The 16,629-nt window shown below is 65.0% G+C and carries 15 protein-coding genes; 8 read left to right on the forward strand and 7 right to left on the reverse strand.

Translation table 11 applies throughout. From position 1 onward, the window contains the following. Positions 1-33: 33 nt before the first annotated feature. Positions 34-708: an aa3-type cytochrome oxidase subunit III gene (gene ctaE / locus ACOZ9V_RS09265; RefSeq protein ID WP_172169436.1), complete on the reverse strand. Its 675-nt coding sequence runs from the start codon at positions 706-708 to the stop codon at positions 34-36. Between the two features lie 179 nt (positions 709-887). On the opposite strand from ctaE, the gene trpD reads away from it, so the two are divergent. Next, a complete protein-coding gene (gene trpD, locus ACOZ9V_RS09270) occupies positions 888-2,009 on the forward strand; it encodes an anthranilate phosphoribosyltransferase (protein WP_434595275.1) in 1,122 nt (373 codons plus the stop codon). On the opposite strand, the gene ACOZ9V_RS09275 is transcribed toward trpD, so the two are convergent. From ACOZ9V_RS09275 to ACOZ9V_RS09285, 3 genes are read right to left on the reverse strand one after another with little or no spacing between them, the layout of a single operon-like run. Then, the gene (locus ACOZ9V_RS09275; RefSeq protein WP_181270491.1) at positions 1,977-3,734 is read right to left on the reverse strand and encodes a DEDD exonuclease domain-containing protein; all 1,758 of its coding nucleotides are present in this window, start codon (positions 3,732-3,734) and stop codon (positions 1,977-1,979) included. The two genes, trpD and ACOZ9V_RS09275, sit on opposite strands and share 33 nt — an antisense overlap. A gap of 47 nt (positions 3,735-3,781) precedes the next feature. Continuing rightward, positions 3,782-4,234, reverse strand: a complete 453-nt coding sequence (locus tag ACOZ9V_RS09280; protein ID WP_139467195.1) for a hypothetical protein — start codon at positions 4,232-4,234, stop codon at positions 3,782-3,784. 28 nt (positions 4,235-4,262) lie between these two features. After that, positions 4,263-5,051: an alpha/beta hydrolase gene (locus tag ACOZ9V_RS09285; protein ID WP_434595279.1), complete on the reverse strand. Its 789-nt coding sequence runs from the start codon at positions 5,049-5,051 to the stop codon at positions 4,263-4,265. Between the two features lie 106 nt (positions 5,052-5,157). On the opposite strand from ACOZ9V_RS09285, the gene ACOZ9V_RS09290 reads away from it, so the two are divergent. Together ACOZ9V_RS09290 and ACOZ9V_RS09295 are read left to right on the forward strand one after the other, a co-directional pair. Further along, positions 5,158-5,910: a lysophospholipid acyltransferase family protein gene (locus ACOZ9V_RS09290; RefSeq protein WP_139467197.1), complete on the forward strand. Its 753-nt coding sequence runs from the start codon at positions 5,158-5,160 to the stop codon at positions 5,908-5,910. A gap of 248 nt (positions 5,911-6,158) precedes the next feature. Beyond that, positions 6,159-6,740: a MerR family transcriptional regulator gene (locus tag ACOZ9V_RS09295; protein ID WP_101544153.1), complete on the forward strand. Its 582-nt coding sequence runs from the start codon at positions 6,159-6,161 to the stop codon at positions 6,738-6,740. 202 nt (positions 6,741-6,942) lie between these two features. Here ACOZ9V_RS09295 and ACOZ9V_RS09300 read toward each other — a convergent pair whose 3' ends face one another. After that, entirely contained in the window at positions 6,943-7,788 is an 846-nt protein-coding gene (locus ACOZ9V_RS09300) for a ParA family protein (RefSeq protein ID WP_139908018.1), read from the reverse strand. Between the two features lie 175 nt (positions 7,789-7,963). Here ACOZ9V_RS09300 and ACOZ9V_RS09305 point away from each other — a divergent pair, with 175 nt between their 5' ends. The 3 genes from ACOZ9V_RS09305 to ACOZ9V_RS09315 are packed head-to-tail and all read left to right on the forward strand — an operon-like array spanning position 7,964 to position 12,769. Further along, a complete protein-coding gene (locus tag ACOZ9V_RS09305) occupies positions 7,964-11,365 on the forward strand; it encodes a pyruvate carboxylase (RefSeq protein ID WP_434595284.1) in 3,402 nt (1,133 codons plus the stop codon). Next, the gene (locus tag ACOZ9V_RS09310) at positions 11,358-11,864 is read left to right on the forward strand and encodes a peptide deformylase (protein WP_139467200.1); all 507 of its coding nucleotides are present in this window, start codon (positions 11,358-11,360) and stop codon (positions 11,862-11,864) included. Before ACOZ9V_RS09305 ends, ACOZ9V_RS09310 begins: the two co-directional genes overlap by 8 nt. Positions 11,865-11,914: 50 nt before the next feature. After that, a complete protein-coding gene (locus ACOZ9V_RS09315) occupies positions 11,915-12,769 on the forward strand; it encodes a 3-hydroxybutyryl-CoA dehydrogenase (RefSeq protein ID WP_139467201.1) in 855 nt (284 codons plus the stop codon). A gap of 84 nt (positions 12,770-12,853) precedes the next feature. Here ACOZ9V_RS09315 and ACOZ9V_RS09320 read toward each other — a convergent pair whose 3' ends face one another. Next, positions 12,854-14,113, reverse strand: a complete 1,260-nt coding sequence (locus ACOZ9V_RS09320; RefSeq protein WP_139908019.1) for an aminotransferase class I/II-fold pyridoxal phosphate-dependent enzyme — start codon at positions 14,111-14,113, stop codon at positions 12,854-12,856. A 129-nt stretch (positions 14,114-14,242) separates the two neighbouring features. Here ACOZ9V_RS09320 and ACOZ9V_RS09325 point away from each other — a divergent pair, with 129 nt between their 5' ends. Next, complete coding sequence (locus ACOZ9V_RS09325; RefSeq protein ID WP_172169460.1) at positions 14,243-14,977, forward strand: class I SAM-dependent methyltransferase; 735 nt, start codon at positions 14,243-14,245, stop codon at positions 14,975-14,977. A 113-nt stretch (positions 14,978-15,090) separates the two neighbouring features. On the opposite strand, the gene ACOZ9V_RS09330 is transcribed toward ACOZ9V_RS09325, so the two are convergent. Then, a complete protein-coding gene (locus ACOZ9V_RS09330; protein ID WP_139467204.1) occupies positions 15,091-15,561 on the reverse strand; it encodes an Hsp20/alpha crystallin family protein in 471 nt (156 codons plus the stop codon). A gap of 82 nt (positions 15,562-15,643) precedes the next feature. Between ACOZ9V_RS09330 and ACOZ9V_RS09335 the strand changes: the two genes are divergently transcribed. Continuing rightward, the gene (locus tag ACOZ9V_RS09335) at positions 15,644-16,576 is read left to right on the forward strand and encodes an AEC family transporter (protein ID WP_139467205.1); all 933 of its coding nucleotides are present in this window, start codon (positions 15,644-15,646) and stop codon (positions 16,574-16,576) included. Positions 16,577-16,629: the final 53 nt, after the last annotated feature.

Below are 16,629 nucleotides of genomic sequence, written 5' to 3' on the forward strand. Positions count from 1 at the left end.
TGTGAGTCCTGGGGGCCGAGCATCTCGGGCCGGCTACTGGAGCAGGTAGATGACGCCGAACAGACCGATCCAGACGACATCGACGAAGTGCCAGTAGTAGGACACGCAGATTGCGAATGTGGCTTCATGGTGACCGAACTTCTTCGCTCCGTAGGCGCGTCCGATGACGAGCAGGAAGCAGATGAGTCCGATGGTCACGTGAATGCCGTGGAAGCCCGTGGTCAGGTAGAAGACGGAACCGTAGCCGTCGGAGCTGATCGAGATGCCCTCGCTGACGAGGGTCGCGTACTCCATGACCTGACCGGAGACGAAGATCGCGCCCAAGGCGAAGGTGAGGTAGAACCACTCGACCATTCCCCATTTGGCGATGTTGAACAGCGACCCGGTCCGCCGGGGACGGAACCGCTCGGCAGCGAACACACCGATCTGGCAGGTGAACGAAGACGACACCAGGATCAACGTGTTGCCGAGAGCGTAGGGGATGTCGAGGATCTGGGTCCTCGCCTCCCACAGCTCCGGAACAACGGACCGGACGGTGAAGTACATGGCGAAGAGCGCGGCAAAGAACATCAGGTCGCTCGCGAGGAACACGATGAAGCCCACCGTGGTCACATTCGGACGATTGACAACCGGATGTGCTGGCGCTGTTTGAGATGCAGTGGCAGTTGACACAACCCCATTATTACCCGTCTCGGGGTGAGTTTTCATCTTTTACCCAGGTTTCGAGAAAGAAATTTCTACACGACGTAGCAAAAACCGCGATCTGGTGCCGAAATCTCGTTTCGGATGCCGCTTCCGCCCGCGTGTCGAAGTCGCGATAGTATGCCGCAGGTAAGGTCCGCCCTGAGCTTCGGGGCGGCGGCAGCCCCTAGTGAGAGTTCAGACGGATGACCGATTCGACGCCCAAGACCACCCCGGCAGCTCAGGCTTCCGGGGCCCGCACCACGGTTCCGGCGGCCGCTGAGAACTGGCCCGACTTGCTCATGGCTCTCATGCACCAGCAGGACCTCGATGGAGACCAGGCGGCTTGGGCGATGGATCAGATCATGTCGGGCAAGACTCCGGATGTGACAATGGCCGCATTTCTCGCCGCACACCATACGAAGGGCGAGACGGTCGAGGAGATCGCCGGCCTCGTGGCGGCCATGATGGATCATGCCGTTCCCCTGCCAGGACTGGAAGATTCCGTCGACATCGTCGGCACCGGAGGCGACCGCGCGAAGACGGCGAACATCTCCTCGACCGCGGCCATGATCATCTCCGCCACCGGACAGCGGGTCGTCAAGCACGGAAACCGCGCGACATCCTCGGCGTCGGGATCGGCCGATGTGCTCGAAGCCCTCGGCGTGCGGTTCGACATCACACCCGAACAGACCGGTCAGATCGCCCAAGAGGTCGGACTGGCCTTCTGCTTCGCCAACGTGTTCCATCCGTCGATGCAGTTCGTCTCTGCAGTGCGGCGCCAGATCAACGTTCCCACCGCGTTCAACATCCTCGGCCCCCTGACGAACCCGGCTCGAGCCAGGCATACGGCCATCGGCGTCGCCGATGCCCAGATGGCCCCGCTCGTCGTCGGCACGCTGGCCAAACGCGGGCACCAGGCCGTGGTCTTCCGGTCACGCGACGGTCTCGACGAGCTGAGCAACACCGACGTCAACGATGTGTGGGAAGTCCGTCACGGCGAGATCGAACACACGACGTTCGACGCCCTCGACCTCGGCATCGAGCGGGCGACGAAGGACGATCTGCGCGGCGGCGGCCCGAATGAGAACGCGGCCATCACGCGCGCGGTCCTCGACGGTGAACGATCGGCCGTGCGCGACATCGTGGCCATCAACGCCGCAGCGGCGCTCGTCGCCGCCGACGAGTCGGCTGTGGGCACCTTCACGGAGCGCTTGGCCCTCAAACTCGAAACTGCGGTGGCGACGATCGACAACGGGGGCGGCGCGGACAAGCTCCAACAGCTCGTCGACGTCTCACACAGAGTCGCTGAGTCGAACCGCTCCTGAGCTCTGTACATGGCTGGTCGCTCCCTGACGGGGCAGCGACCAGCCATGATCGCCTGCGTGCGTCACAGAGACGAGCTCGGCGGTCTCCAGCCAGCCGGCCAGCAGACGCGACTCCTCCGGGAGCGAGTCGGTCTCCTGCGGCAGCGCTCCGGGGGCAGGGACCCATTCGGCCGTCGAACTCAGGGCCGACAGAGAATCTCCCATGGCTTGCCTGGTCGACACATGGCCGGCGCCGGCGAGTTTCCCGTGGCGGATGATCGCCAGGTCCCAGCCGGAGTCGAAACCGGGGGCCGCCGCAATCAGTTCGGGAACTCTCCGTAATGCCGTGACCTGTTCGGCTCGCGCCGCGATGGACACTGCCGAGCGCATTGAGTCACGGACCTCGGCGGCCGTTTCGAATCGGGCCTCTCCTGACAGTCGCTGCATGCGTTCAGCGGCCAAGCGCTGCAGTGAGGACAGGTCCCCATCGAGCAGAGCGAAGAGCTCGCGGATCGAGCTCTGGTAGTCATCGACATCGGTGATCCCAGCGCAGGGACCGCCGCATTGACCGACCTGTGCACTCACACAGGGACGATGTTCGCCGAGGCTGCGCTGCGTGATCGCTGCCGTGCACCTCTTGACGGGGTAGAGGGTGTCGAGGAGTTCCTTGACGGCCTGTGCCGACTTCCGTGAACGGAACGGTCCCAGCGGTGGAGCGGGGGAGCGTTCGAGAGCCGAGTTCGCCCGGACCACCGACAGTCGGGGGAAGAGCTCATCGCTGAGGACGATCCAGGAATTGCGTTCCGGGTTCTTCGACCGTCGGTTGTAAGGCGGCGCCAACTCTCCGATGAGGCGGATCTCGCGGACTTCGGCTTCCAGCGCATGGGCGCAGGGCAGGCAGCTGACCTCTTGTGCCGCAGTGATCATCTCGGCCATGCGGCCACGGTTCTCCGAGGCGTTGAAGTACCCGCGCACTCGCCTGGCCATATTTCCGGACTTGCCGATGTAGAGCACACGGCGAGTGCCGTCGAGGAACATGTAGACGCCGGGCTCCGCGGGAACGCCCTTGGCCAGGTGGGATTTGGCCTGACGCTTCGCCCACCCTGACTGCCTGACGGTCGACAGCTCCTCCAGCGTCGTCACTCCGTAGCCTCCGAAGCGTTCGAACAGATGGTGGAGGAGCTCGCCGGTCGCTCGCGCATCGGAGAGCGCACGGTGATCGGGCTCGACCTGGGTGCCGAAATGAGCGGCGAGCGTCGAGAGTTTGTGGTTGCGCACTTCGTCGCGGCCGACGACGCGTCGGGCCAGCGTGACGGTATCGAGGACTGTGGGCGCCGGCCAATGGTAGTCGAGACGTTCGCAGGCCGAGCGGAGGAATCCGATGTCGAAGGGCGCATTGTGTGCGACCAGCACCGCACCGACGGAGAATTCCAGGAAGCTCGGCAGAACCGAGCTGATCGGAGGTGCGTCATCGACCATCGCATGAGTGATGCCGGTGAGCCGGGCGACGAATGGGCTGATCACGGAGTGTTCCGGTTTGACCAGGGTCTGGAACTCGCCGATGACCTCGCCGCCGAGAGTCTTGACCGCGCCGATTTCGGTGATCTCCGATTGCCCGGCTCGGGTGCCCGTCGTTTCGAGGTCGACGATGACGAAGGTGACGTCGGACAGGGGAGTTCCGAGGCTGTCGAATGACAGCTGAGTGTTGTGCAGTGCGCTGGGCGCGCGGTCGAACGGGACGGTCATGATGTCCAGTCTCTCAGGTGTCGCTGACACGAAGCGGCCAGCATCGCTCACACCGAGGATCCGTCGCCGTCGTCGGCGGAACGATGGCTCGGCAGGTGGAAGAACAGACCGACCGCGCCGCCGATGCCGACGGCCAGGCCGATGAGCAGGTACCACCCGGGCAGCGGTCGGAAGAAGATCACGCCGATGAGCAGCAGCACGACCGCGCCGAGAGCCGCGGCCCAGGACAGCACGAGAGTGGGCGAAGCGGTGCGCCACCCGATCGGCTCCGCCGGTTCGCGCTCCCAATGCTCGGTGTCCTCGAGGGCGTCGCGAACATCCTCGGCGGGCATATCACCCGTCGTCGCCGAGGGTTCGGCGATCTGCCGGACGAGGTCGTCCCATTCCTCGTCACTGATGCGCGATCGGTCGTGCCCGATCCGCTCCGGATCGGGAACCTCCCCTCGCCAGTCCTCCCGGCCCTCGTCGTCGGGAGTCGAAGCGGTGCCGTCGTCGTTCATACCTGACTCAGCAATTCCGTGGCCCCAGCTATTCCCCGGTCTCGGACTGCCGTGGCACGGTCGTTTCGGTGGAGACCGCCTGCAGGACCGCCTCTGCGATGGTGTTCGCGTCGAAGTCGAGGGTCGCCACATGGCGAGATCGGCGCAGGGCGACGATCCTCGGCGGGTGCGGAAGGTTCGATCGCAGCGCACGCAGCGTCCGCGGACTCACGACGTTGTCCTCACCGGAGACCATGGCAGTGACGGGGCGGGTGACTTTCCACAGATCGTCGCGCAGGGTTCGCAGCGCACGATGGAACGTGGCCAGGGGAGCCACCGGCGTCCGTTCGTAGGCGTACTCGTCGCGGTCCGGGTGGGCGATGTCGCCGCCGATCGACGGAATCGTGCGCACGACGTGCCTGAGCACTGGCAGCAGGGGAGCGAAGGGAGAGTCGATGTAGAGGGCAGGATTGACCACGACGATCTCGTCGGGCGCACCCTCTGCCGCCGCCAGGGCGAGTGCAAGGGCTCCACCCATCAACAGGCCGGCGACGACGACACGCTCGTGGTCGGCCTGCAGCCGACCCAGCTCGGTGCGCGCCTCGCCGAGCCAGTCGGACCATCCAGTGGAGTCCATGTCCTGCCATGAGGTGCCGTGTCCGGGCAGCTGGGGGACGCTGACGTCGACGCCCTCCGCTGCGATCGCGCGGGCGATCGGGACCCAGGAGACGGGCGAACCGGTGAGTCCGTGCAGGAAGAGAACCGCGGAGGCTGAACCGTTGTCGAGGCTGCGATAGGCGGCCGTCGGGTCCGCTCCGAGTGTGAAATCGATCTCCATGCTCCCAGCATGGCACGGATGAGTCCGAGACGGACTTCGCTGTTCACCGTTCGTGTCGATATATGATTGCCGAGGACGACAAAGAGTCGTAGTCGGAAGGGTGCGCGTGTTCTACTGGTTTCTCAAGCGAGTCCTCGCCGGACCCATCCTGCGGATCCTCTTCCGTCCGTGGGTACGGGGCCTGGACAATCTGCCGTCCGAGGGCCCGGCGATCATCGCAGGAAATCACAACCACTTCATGGACTCGATCTTCGTTCCGCTGCTCGCTCCGCGTCCCGTCGTCTATCTGGCGAAGAAGGACTACTTCACCGGTCGCGGAATCAAGGGTGCGGTGACACGGTGGTTCTTCAAGCTCAACAATCAGCTGCCCATGGACCGCGGCGGCGGATCGGGATCTCAGGCGTCGCTCGAATCGGGTCTGAAGGTTCTCCGTGAGGGAAACTCGCTGGGCATCTATCCCGAAGGCACTCGCTCGCCCGACGGGAAGCTCTATCGCGGACGCACTGGCATTGCGCGTCTCGTCCTCGAGTCCGGCGCGCCTGTGGTTCCAGTGGCGATCATCGGCACGGACAAGCTGCAGCCTGCCGGTCGCCTCGTTCCCAAGCTCCGGCGTGTCGGAGTCGTCTTCGGCGCACCGATGGACTTCTCGAAGTATTCGGGTCTTCCTGTCGACCGTTTCATGCTGCGGTCGGTCACCGACGAGATCATGTACGAGATCATGCGCCTGTCCGGACAGGAATACGTTGACAGCTATGCGTCGACGGTCAAAACCAAGCTGCTGACGAGCGCCAAGCCGAAGAAGACGGATCCTCCGAACCGGGATGAATCGAAATCAGACGGCGAAAGCCCGTCGAACTAGGCCCTTCGGCCCCGGCTCCTTCCGCTCCGGGTCGCCTGAATGACATCCATATGACATGTTCGAATACTGCGGTAACGGCGACACGCGGAAATTGTTACCTCGAGATGTTTGTCCTGGCGGGGACGGCAGAATAACTTGGAGTTGTTGAATCCCACTGTAGGTTCGCTGGGAAGAGAGCTAGAATGACTATGTTCTCGGTCCTTCCAAGCGACCTTCGCTTCCCCCAGGGACTTTAAGGAGGAGTCGGTGTGAACCGCTCAAGTCATGAAAGCGTCGACATGACGCCGATGCCGTCAGCAGCCCAAGGGCTGCTGTTCGATGATGATCTGCCCGTACTCGATGAAGAGGCCGGCTACCGCGGTCCCACCGTCTGCAAGGTCGTCGGCATCAGCTACCGTCGCCTCGATTACTGGGCGCGCACCGATCTGGTGACCCCGTCGATCCGCAATGCGACCGGATCCGGCAGCCAGCGGCTCTACAGCTTCCGTGACATCCTCGTCCTCAAGATCGTCAAGCGACTTCTCGACACCGGCGTCGGACTGCAGTCGATCCGCACCGCGGTTGAGCACCTGCGTTCCCGCGGCGTCGACGATCTCTCACAGATCACCCTCATGTCCGATGGCGCCAGCGTCTTCGAATGCACCTCACCTGATGAGGTCGTCGACCTCCTCCAGGGAGGGCAGGGCGTCTTCGGCATCGCCGTCGGCCGCGTCTGGAACGAAGTCGAAGGTTCGCTGTCCGAGTTCCCGAGCGAACGAGTCCCAGAAGACGACGCGGCCCTCGAAGCCATGGATGAGCTCGCCGCCCGTCGCGCACGCAAGTCCGGCTGACAGCCGACAGAGTACTCACACCACCACCGAGGCGGTCCGCTCAGTTCGAGCGGACCGCCTCGGTCGTCGTATGGAACGGAAAGGTGAGGCGCCGGGCGCCTCGAATGTGTCCGAGGCGCCCGGGAACAGAGAACTGCCGTCGCGAACCTGAGTTCGCGACGGCAGTCGACGTGTTGGTGGGGGAGCGGGGGCAGCTAGTCGTTCACTTCTGCTCGGGCTGCTGAGCGCCGTTCTTCGCCGGGGCGGCACCGCGTCGTCCGCGGATGTTCTCCGAGCGCAGTGCTCGTTCGAGAAGAGCGTCGAACGAGCCGGCGACTTCTTCGGCGGGTTTGCCCGGCCAGGAGTGGATCGGACGCGCCGATCCCTGAGCCTGCTGCATGACGGCCCGTTCGGCCAAGGGCGGATTGAGGACGAGAGGACCGAACATCTCACGCATCTCCTGGATGCGATAGTCATGTTCGGTCGAACCGGCACGTACCCGATTGACGACCAGGCCGAGTGGCTGCAGATCGGAGGCACCACGCTGCCGCAGCTCGTCCGTCGCCCGCAGGGCACGGTCGGCAGCCGCAACAGAGAACAGGCTGGGCTCGGTGACGACCGCGACTCGGTTGCTCGCTGTCCACGCCGTACGGGTGAGACCGTTGAGGCTGGGCGGACAGTCGATGAGGACGAGTCGGTAGCCTTTCGCGATGCGAGTCAGGGCATCTTCCAGCCGGCGCAGATAGCGCTCGGACAGCGAAGGCCGATCGAATTCCGCGGCACGCGGAGATCCTGAGATCACATCGAGGTGGCCGAGCCTGTCACCGACCCACCCGGAGGGGATGATCGCCTCGGACAGGATCTTCTGGGACTTCGGAGCAGCGAGCACATCGGCGATGTCGACACGCGTCGAGGTCGGCACATCGAGGCCGGTCGACGAGTCCGCCTGCGGGTCCATGTCGACGACCAGGGTGGGAATCCCCCTGTTGTAGGCCGCCGAGGCCAGACCGAGCGTCACGGATGTCTTACCGACTCCGCCTTTGAGGCTGCTGATACTTAGGACAAGCACCCTCCTACGTTAACGTATCGGCGGCTGCCGAGCCGTGCCGACCACGCCGAGACTCACGTCTCAGTCCAAAGTCGACCCCCGGGCGCAGAGGTGTTCCAGGTCACTTGTAGAGTATGTTCCCGACAGCTTGTCGACCAGTCGCCCAGTGCGGCCGATACAGAAGTGAGAGACACCTATGTTCTCTAAAGTCCTCGTGGCCAACCGCGGAGAGATCGCCGTCCGTGCGTTCCGTGCCGCCTATGAGCTCGGAGCCTCCACCGTCGCAGTCTTCCCGTATGAGGACCGCAACTCCGAACATCGCATGAAGGCCGACGAAGCCTACATGATCGGTGAGGAGGGTCATCCCGTCCGCGCCTACCTCAGCGTCGAAGAGATGCTGCGGGTGGCGAAGGAGAGCGGCGCCGACGCCATCTACCCCGGATACGGCTTCCTCTCTGAGAACCCCGATCTGGCACGAGCCTGTGCCGAAGCGGGCATCACTTTCATCGGCCCCAAGGCCGATGTGCTCGAACTGGCAGGAAACAAGGTCCAGGCGCTGGCGGCAGCACGCAATGCGGGCATCCCCGTCCTCGACTCGACACGTCCGTCGGCCGATATCGCGCAGCTGCTCGCCGATGCCGAATCGATGGAATACCCCCTCTTCGTCAAGGCCGTCGCCGGCGGCGGTGGTCGCGGAATGCGTCGCGTGGCTCAGGCCTCCGACCTCGAAGACGCTCTCAAGGCCGCGATGCGCGAAGCCGAAGGCGCCTTCGGCGATCCCACGGTCTTCATCGAGCAGGCGGTGCAGCGCCCCCGTCACATCGAAGTCCAGGTGCTGGCCGACAACGACTCGAACGCCATCCACCTCTTCGAACGCGACTGCTCCGTGCAGCGCCGCCACCAGAAGGTCGTGGAGATCGCTCCGGCCCCGAACCTCGATCCCGAGATCGCGGCCGCCCTGCACGCAGATGCCCTGAAGTTCGCAAAGGCGCTGGGCTACCAGAACGCCGGCACCGTGGAATTCCTCCTCGAAACCGACGGGCCGCGCGCCGGCAAGCACGTGTTCATCGAAATGAACCCGCGTGTCCAGGTCGAACACACAGTGACTGAAGAGATCACCGACGTCGACATCGTGGCCTCGCAGATGCGCATCGCCGCCGGGGCCACGCTCGAAGAGATCGGCCTGCGCCAGGACGAGATGCGGATCAAGGGCGCCGCACTCCAGTGCCGCATCACCACCGAGGATCCCGCGAACTCGTTCCGCCCCGACACCGGCACGATCACCGCCTACCGCTCTGCCGGTGGTGCAGGTGTGCGCCTCGACGGCGGAACCGTCCACGCCGGTGCTGCCGTCAGCCCCCACTTCGACTCGATGCTCGTGAAGCTCTCGTGCCGCGGCCGCGACTTCGCTCAGGCCGTCGGCCGTGCCAAACGCGCCCTGGCTGAGTTCCGCATCCGCGGCGTATCGTCGAACATCGGCTTCCTGCAGGCCGTCCTCGATGATCCCGCATTCGTCGCCGGAGACTTGTCCACGTCCTTCATCGAAGACCGCCCGCAGCTCTTCGACGCTCGAGTGAGCGCCGACCGCGGCTCGAAGCTGCTCGACTACCTCGCCGATGTCACGGTCAACCGCCCCCACGGCGAACCGGGCCTACGCATCCGTCCGGGCGACAAGCTCCCGAGCATCGACCTCTCCGCAGCACCCGCTGCGGGCAGCCGCGACCGTCTCGCCGAGCTCGGACCGGAGGGCTTCGCCCGCGCCCTGCGTGAGCAGAGCTCCCTGGCCGTCACGGATACGACATTCCGCGACGCCCACCAGTCCCTGCTGGCCACCCGTGTGCGCACACGAGACCTGCTGGCCGTGGCCGGGCACGTCTCCCGGATGACACCCGAGCTGCTGAGCATCGAGGCCTGGGGCGGTGCGACCTATGATGTGGCGCTGCGCTTCCTCGGCGAGGATCCATGGGAACGTCTCGAAGCCCTGCGCACCGCGGTGCCCAACATCAACCTGCAGATGCTTCTGCGCGGACGCAACACCGTCGGCTACACCCCGTACCCGACCGAGGTTACCGACGCATTCGTCGATGAGGCGGCCCGCACGGGCATCGACATCTTCCGCATCTTCGACGCTCTCAACGACGTCGAGCAGATGCGTCCGGCGATCGAGGCCGTGCGCGGAACGAACACGGCACTGGCCGAGGTGGCCCTGTGCTACACCTCGGACATCCTCGATCCGAAGGAAGAGCTCTACACGCTCGACTACTACCTGCGCTTGGCCGAAAAGATCGTTGGCGCCGGAGCTCATGTGCTCGCCATCAAGGACATGGCCGGCCTGCTGCGCCCTGCCGCCACGGTCAAGCTCGTGACTGCTCTGCGGGAGAACTTCGACCTGCCCGTCCACGTCCACACCCACGACACCGCGGGCGGACAGCTGGCCACCCTCTATGCAGCTGCCGCCGCCGGTGCCGATGCCGTCGATGCCGCCTCGGCGGCCATGGCCGGAACCACCAGCCAGCCGAGTCTCTCCGCGCTCGTCGCCGCATTCGAGAACACCGAGCGCGACACCGGCATCAGCCTCGACGCCGTCAGCGACCTCGAACCCTACTGGGAATCGGTGCGCAAACTCTACGCACCCTTCGAGTCCGGGCTCGCCGGACCGACCGGCCGCGTCTACCGTCACGAGATCCCCGGCGGACAGCTGTCGAACCTGCGCCAGCAGGCCGTCGCACTGGGCCTGGGGGAGCGGTTCGAGGACATCGAGCACATGTATGCGGCCGCCGATTCGATTCTCGGCCACCTCGTCAAGGTCACCCCGTCCTCGAAGGTCGTCGGCGATCTGGCGCTCCACCTCGTCGGCGCCGGAGTTGCGCCGGAGGAGTTCGCGGAGAACCCCGACAAGTTCGACATTCCCGATTCGGTGATCGGCTTCCTCAACGGTGACCTCGGTGACCCTCCGGGCGGATGGCCCGAGCCGTTCCGCACGAAGGCCCTCGCCGGCCGTTCCGCCAAGCCGCTCACCGAGCATCTCGAACCGGCGGATGCCGAAGCACTGCAGACGCCGGGCCGGGACCGGAAGGACAAGCTCAACGAGCTGCTGTTCCCCGGGCCGACGAAGGAATTCCAGTCGATGCGCTCGAACTACGGCGACCTCTCCGTCGTCGAGACCTCCGAGTACCTCTACGGCCTCACCAGTGGGGAAGAGCATGCCGTCGAGCTGGCGAAGGGCAAGAACCTGCTCATCGGCGTCCAGGCCATCGGCGGCACTGACGAGCGCGGGATGCGTTCGGTCATGTTCACCCTCAACGGGCAGCTGCGTCCGCTGCAGGTGCGTGACCGGTCCGTCGAAAGCGAAGTCAAGACTGCGGAGAAGGCCGATCCGAATAACAGCGGACACGTCGGCAGCCCGTTCGCCGGTGTTGTGACCATGCAGGTCCACGAGGGTGACAAGGTCTCCGTCGGCGACACCGTGGCCACCATCGAGGCGATGAAGATGGAAGCGACGATCACCACGCAGACGGCCGGAACCGTCTCCCGTGTGGCCATCGCCGATGTCCAGCAGCTCGAAGGCGGAGACCTCGTCGTGGTGATCGATGCCTGAACGTGAGATCCGACTGTGGGGAGACCCCGTGCTCCGCAGCAAGTGCGAACCGGTGATGGTCTTCGATGATCACGTCGAAGCTCTGGCAGCCGACCTCGTCGACACCGCACGGCCCGAGGGCCGTGCGGCCGTCGCCGCTCCGCAGATCGGGGTCGGACTGCGAGCCTTCGGCTACGACCTCGACGGTCGCACGGGATATGTCATCAACCCGGAGATCGTCGAGCTCGGCGGGCAGCTGCGAGATATCGAAGAAGGCTGCCTCTCCGTTCCCGGGCTGTTCTTCCCCACCCCACGCTACGAATTCGCTCGGGTACGCGGGGTGGATGCGAAGAATCAGCCGATCGAGATCGAAGGCACGGAAGTCTTCGCCCAGATGCTCCAACACGAGGTGGGGCACCTCGACGGGCAGGTCTACATCCAGACTCTGCCCGGGGAACGCCGGCGGGAGGCCATGAAAGCCATCCGCTCGGCCGGTTGGTTCCTCGCCCGAATGCCCTGAGCCGAGTCATTCGCACCCGACCGACCATATAGACCAAGAAGGAGAAGTTTATGAGCATCCAGCGCACCGCCGTCATCGGCAGCGGACTCATGGGAGCCGGAATCGCCGAGGTGCTGGCAAAGTCCGGTCTCGACGTCATCGTCCGCGAGATCAACGAGGAGGCCTCGGCCGCCGGTCGTGCCCGCATCGAGAAGTCCCTGGCTCGCGCAGTGGACAAGGGCAAACTCGATGCCGCTGCCCGTGACGAGGCGCTCGGCCGACTGCGGTTCACCACCGATATCAGCGATCTCGCCGATCGTCAGCTCGTCATCGAGGCGGCCAGTGAGAACGAGGACATCAAGAAGTCGATCTTCGCCGAGCTCGACCAGGTCGTCACCGACCCGGAAGCGATCCTGGCCTCGAACACCTCGTCGATGCCGATCATCCGATTCGCGCAGGCGACCTCGCGCCCCGAACGCGTGCTGGGTGTGCATTTCTTCAACCCCGCACCGGTCCAGCCGCTCGTCGAGATCGTGTCCTCGGTGCTCACCACCGAGGATGTCCGCAGCACCGTGACGTCCTTCGTCGCCGATGTGCTCGGGAAGAATCCGATCCAGGCCGATGACCGCCCCGGTTTCATCGTCAACGCCCTGCTCATCCCGTACCTGCTCAGTGCGGTCCGGATGCTCGAGGCCGGACACGCGACGAAGGAGGACATCGACGCGGGAATGGTCGGCGGCTGCGCCCATCCGATGGGACCGATCAAGCTGGCCGACCTCGTCGGTCTCGACACCTGTCTCTATGCAGCAGAGAGCATGTATGAGGAGACCGGTGACCCGGCGAACAAGCCTCCGATCCTGCTGTCGCGCATGGTCGATGCCGGCCTGCTCGGTGTGAAGTCCGGACGCGGATTCTACGAATACTGATCCGACGCTCCGGTACAGACAGGTCCGCCCCGAACCCTTCGGTTCGGGGCGGACCTGTCTTTGTCTGCAGGCAGCGTTCGGGTGTCAGCCGGCGAGCAGCTTCTCATAGCTGGCCAGGCGCACACACGCCACGAGACCCTGAGCGGCGAGTTCGACCTCATCGAGGGTCGGCATCGTCGGCGCGATGCGGATGATGTTGTTGTCAGGGTCGAGACCGTACGGGTGTGTGGCACCGGCAGGAGTCAGCTTCACTCCGGCTTCCCCTGCGAGTTTGACGACGCGATCGGCGATGCCCTCCATCGTCGTCAGAGTGATGAAGTACCCGCCGTCCGGGGAGGTCCACTGCGCCAGCTCTTCCGCTCCGAGTCCGTCCTCGAGCGCCTTGAGCACCGCGTCGAACTTCGGTGCGACGATCTCGGCATGCTTGCGCATATGTGCTTCGACCCCGGCCGGGTCGGAGAAGAACCGGACATGGCGCAGCTGGTTGATCTTGTCAGGGCCGATCGCGACCTTCCCGAGGTTCGCTCGCATCCAATCGACCGTGGCCGGGCCTCCGGCGAAGAACGACACACCGGCCCCGGCATGAGTGATCTTCGACGTCGAGGCGAAGACCCATGCGCGTTCGGGATGACCCGCCTCTGCGCAGAGGGAGAGGATGTCGAGATTGTCCGGATGGTCCTCTCGCAGATGGTGCACCCCGTAGGCGTTGTCCCACAGCAGAGTGAAGTCGGGCGCCGCCGTCGGCATGGCAGCCAGCTCCCGTGCCCGCGCTTCGGTGACCGTGATTCCGGTCGGGTTGGAATACATCGGCACCAGCCACATGCCCTTGACCGCCGGATCTTCGGCCAGACGCTGCGCCTCGGAGATGATCGGGCCCTCGTCATCCATCGGGATGGTCAACAGCTCGAACCCGAGGGATTCGGCCAGGGTGAAATGGCGGTCGTAACCGGGCACGGGACACAGCAGCTTATGCGGACCCTGCCCCCACGGGCGATCATCGACGGCCGTGCCGTGCATGAGGGCGAAGGTCAGCGCCTGGGTCATGAAAGTCAGCGAGGCATTGCCGCCGGCCAGCAGCTGATCGGCCGGAACCTTGAGCAGCGGAGCGAAGATCTCCCGCAGTTCGATGAGTCCGTCGAGTCCGCCGTAGTTGCGGGTATCGACACCACCGGGAGTGCGGAAGTCGTCGCCGCTGACCGCAGTGAGCAGATCGGCAGCGAGGTCGAGCTGCTCCGGGGCCGGCTTGCCCCGTGTGATATCGAGCGCGAGACCGCGCGAGGCGAATTCCTCGTATGCGGCGGAGGCTTCGTCCAGTTTGGACGAGAGGTCGGACGGTGCGGACATGCTGGCTCCTTAGGGCTGGGAACGGGCCGTTGACTCCATCCTATCGACTCGGCGAATGTCGACGGCGCTAGAGTGGTCTGCAGCGGTGACCCGGACGACCGCAGGCAATTCGATGAAAGGCAGACTCAGATGGTGCGACCACGTGCGCAGGCCGCCCACGGACGCAGTTTCGGCACCCAGGCCGGAGTCTATGACGAGGTGCGGCCCGGATATCCCGACTCCGCCCTCGACCTCGCGCTGACCGGTTGGGAGCCGCAATGGTCCGGTCTGCGCGTATGCGACCTCGGTGCGGGAACAGGAATCCTCAGCCGCCGGCTGCTCGCACACGGTGCTGATCTCATCGCCGTCGATCCCGACACAGCCGCACTCGAACGCAATCCTGCCCCCACGAAGATCGGCACCGCTGAGGACACCGGCCTGAAAGCAGAGAGCCTCGACCTCGTCACTGTCGCGCAGGCCTGGCATTGGTTCGACGAAGCGCAAGCAGCCGCCGAAGTGGCGCGCATCCTTCGCCCGGGAGGCCGGCTGCTCATCCTCATCAACCAACTCGATGTCCGCGTCGACTGGGTGCTGCGCCTGAGCCGGATCATGCACGCGGGCGACGTCTATCGACCGCAGTACCGACCTCAGCCCGGCAACGGTCTGGCTCTCACCGACCACAGGCTCGTCGAATTCACCACGGAGCTCGCCGTCGACGGAATCGTCGACCTCGCTCGCACACGGTCGTATTGGCTGCGCTCGAACGAGAGGACACGAGCCCGAGTCGAAGCGAACCTGCGCGAGTACTTCAGTGTCGAGCATCCTGTGTCCGGCACAGTGGATCTGCCGTATATGTGCCTGGCGTATCTCCTCGAACGGGCCTGAAACGCACGAAGCGGGCCGCACCCGATGAGGGTGCGGCCCGCTGTTGGCAACCGGGGAACGCCTCGGCGTCCGAACCTCGGCCACCGTGATTCCGTCGGAATCCGGCGCCGGTGTCAGCTGTCGAGGCCGGGGGAGCGGGGCTCGTCGGACGAAGACGATTCAACCACCTCGGGGGAGGTCTGTCCGGCTGCATGGGAGACGGAGATCTTCCGGGGGCGGGCCTCCTCGGCGACGGGGATCGTCAGCGTGAGGACACCGTCGCTGTAGTCGGCGCGGATACGATCCAGCGCCACCCGGTTGCCGAGCGTGAGCTGGCGGGCATAGGTGCCGTTGGTGCGTTCTCGGGTCAGCCACTTCACGTCCTTGTCGGCGACCTCGGACTCGCGGCGAGCGCGAACCGTGAGCGTGCGGTCTTCGACGTCGACATCGATGCTGCTCGGATCGACTCCGGGCATATCGATGCGCGCGATGAAGACTTCGCCGTCGCGGTAGAGGTCCATCGGCAAGGTGGTGGCGTTCGGAGTGCGGGTCACCTCGGAGAAGAATCGGTCGAGGTCACGGATGGGGTCGAAACGTGTAGCCATGTGCTTCCTTTCGTTCGGGCCCTACATTGAGTCAAACACACTCAACTTTGAAATGATTCCAAACTCATGAAATTCTCAGTCTGTGAGCCTGGTTCCCATACTCCTCGCCCTTCTTCCCGTCACGGCGCTCATCGCGTTCGGTCTCGTGCTGAAGAGACTGCCGGGATTTCGGAGTCCGGAATTCTGGTCGGGCGCGGAGAAGCTCGCGTACTACTGTCTCCTTCCGGTGCTCCTCTTCACCTCCGTCGCCGAGGTAGATGTGGCCCATGTCCCGCTCGCGCGCTTGGCAGCGGCTCTCGTCATCCCCACCGTGATCGTGTCCCTGGGCATCGTCCTCGCCCGCCGGGTCATCGCCCGCGATCTTCCGGCCTTCACCTCCGTGCTCCAAGGCGGGATCCGCTTCAACACTTATATCGGCCTGTCGTTGGCGGGCAGCCTGTTCGGTTCCGAAGGCAGCGCCGTGGCCGCGATCATCGCGGCGATCCTCGTCCCCACGGTGAATGTCATCTCGAGCCTCGGCTTCGAGTTCCTGCGCACCGGACCGAGCTCGCTGCTCGCGCTGTTCAAGGCGATCGTGACGAATCCTCTCGTGCTCGGCTGCGTCGCGGGAGCCGCGGCCAATGTCAGCGGTCTGGGTCTGCCGGACGTGGCGGCCACGGTCCTCGAACCCTTGGCGGCCGCCTCGCTGCCCATCGGGCTCCTCTGCGTCGGTGCCGGTCTGCAGGTGTTCTCGATGCGTGCCCATGCCCGGGCGATCATCGTCTCAACGATCGTCAAGCTGATCGTGCTGCCGGGGCTGTCCCTCGTCGCACTGTCTCTCTTGGCAGTCCCGACGGTGTCGGCGCTGGTCGGGCTGCTCTTCCAGTCGATCGCCACGGCGAGTTCGGGCTATGTCATGGCCCGGCAGCTCGGGGGAGATGCGAAGCTCATGGCTGCACTCATCGCCGGTCAGACCGTCGTCATGCTCGTGTCCCTGCCGGTCGTGCTGCTCATCGGCAAGTCGGTCCTCGGCTGAGGACGGACCGGTCTCCCCGCAACCTCGGTCCTGCATACGTCAGCGGCCGATCC

It is taken from the genome of Brevibacterium sp. 1718, assembly GCF_051131255.1.
GTDB classification, from domain to species: Bacteria; Actinomycetota; Actinomycetes; order Actinomycetales; family Brevibacteriaceae; genus Brevibacterium; species Brevibacterium sediminis.

Excerpts from the sequence above, each read along its gene's own strand:
- ctaE (WP_172169436.1), bottom strand. The coding sequence starts at position 708 with ATGAAAACTCACCCCGAGACGGGTAATAATGGGGTTGTGTCAACTGCC.
- ACOZ9V_RS09275 (WP_181270491.1), bottom strand. The coding sequence starts at position 3,734 with ATGACCGTCCCGTTCGACCGCGCGCCCAGCGCACTGCACAACACTCAG.
- ACOZ9V_RS09285 (WP_434595279.1), bottom strand. The coding sequence starts at position 5,051 with ATGGAGATCGATTTCACACTCGGAGCGGACCCGACGGCCGCCTATCGC.
- ACOZ9V_RS09310 (WP_139467200.1), top strand. The coding sequence starts at position 11,358 with ATGCCTGAACGTGAGATCCGACTGTGGGGAGACCCCGTGCTCCGCAGC.
- ACOZ9V_RS09330 (WP_139467204.1), bottom strand. The coding sequence starts at position 15,561 with ATGGCTACACGTTTCGACCCCATCCGTGACCTCGACCGATTCTTCTCC.
- trpD (WP_434595275.1), top strand. The coding sequence starts at position 888 with ATGACCGATTCGACGCCCAAGACCACCCCGGCAGCTCAGGCTTCCGGG.
- ACOZ9V_RS09325 (WP_172169460.1), top strand. The coding sequence starts at position 14,243 with ATGGTGCGACCACGTGCGCAGGCCGCCCACGGACGCAGTTTCGGCACC.
- ACOZ9V_RS09315 (WP_139467201.1), top strand. The coding sequence starts at position 11,915 with ATGAGCATCCAGCGCACCGCCGTCATCGGCAGCGGACTCATGGGAGCC.
- ACOZ9V_RS09305 (WP_434595284.1), top strand. The coding sequence starts at position 7,964 with ATGTTCTCTAAAGTCCTCGTGGCCAACCGCGGAGAGATCGCCGTCCGT.
- ACOZ9V_RS09320 (WP_139908019.1), bottom strand. The coding sequence starts at position 14,113 with ATGTCCGCACCGTCCGACCTCTCGTCCAAACTGGACGAAGCCTCCGCC.
- ACOZ9V_RS09280 (WP_139467195.1), bottom strand. The coding sequence starts at position 4,234 with ATGAACGACGACGGCACCGCTTCGACTCCCGACGACGAGGGCCGGGAG.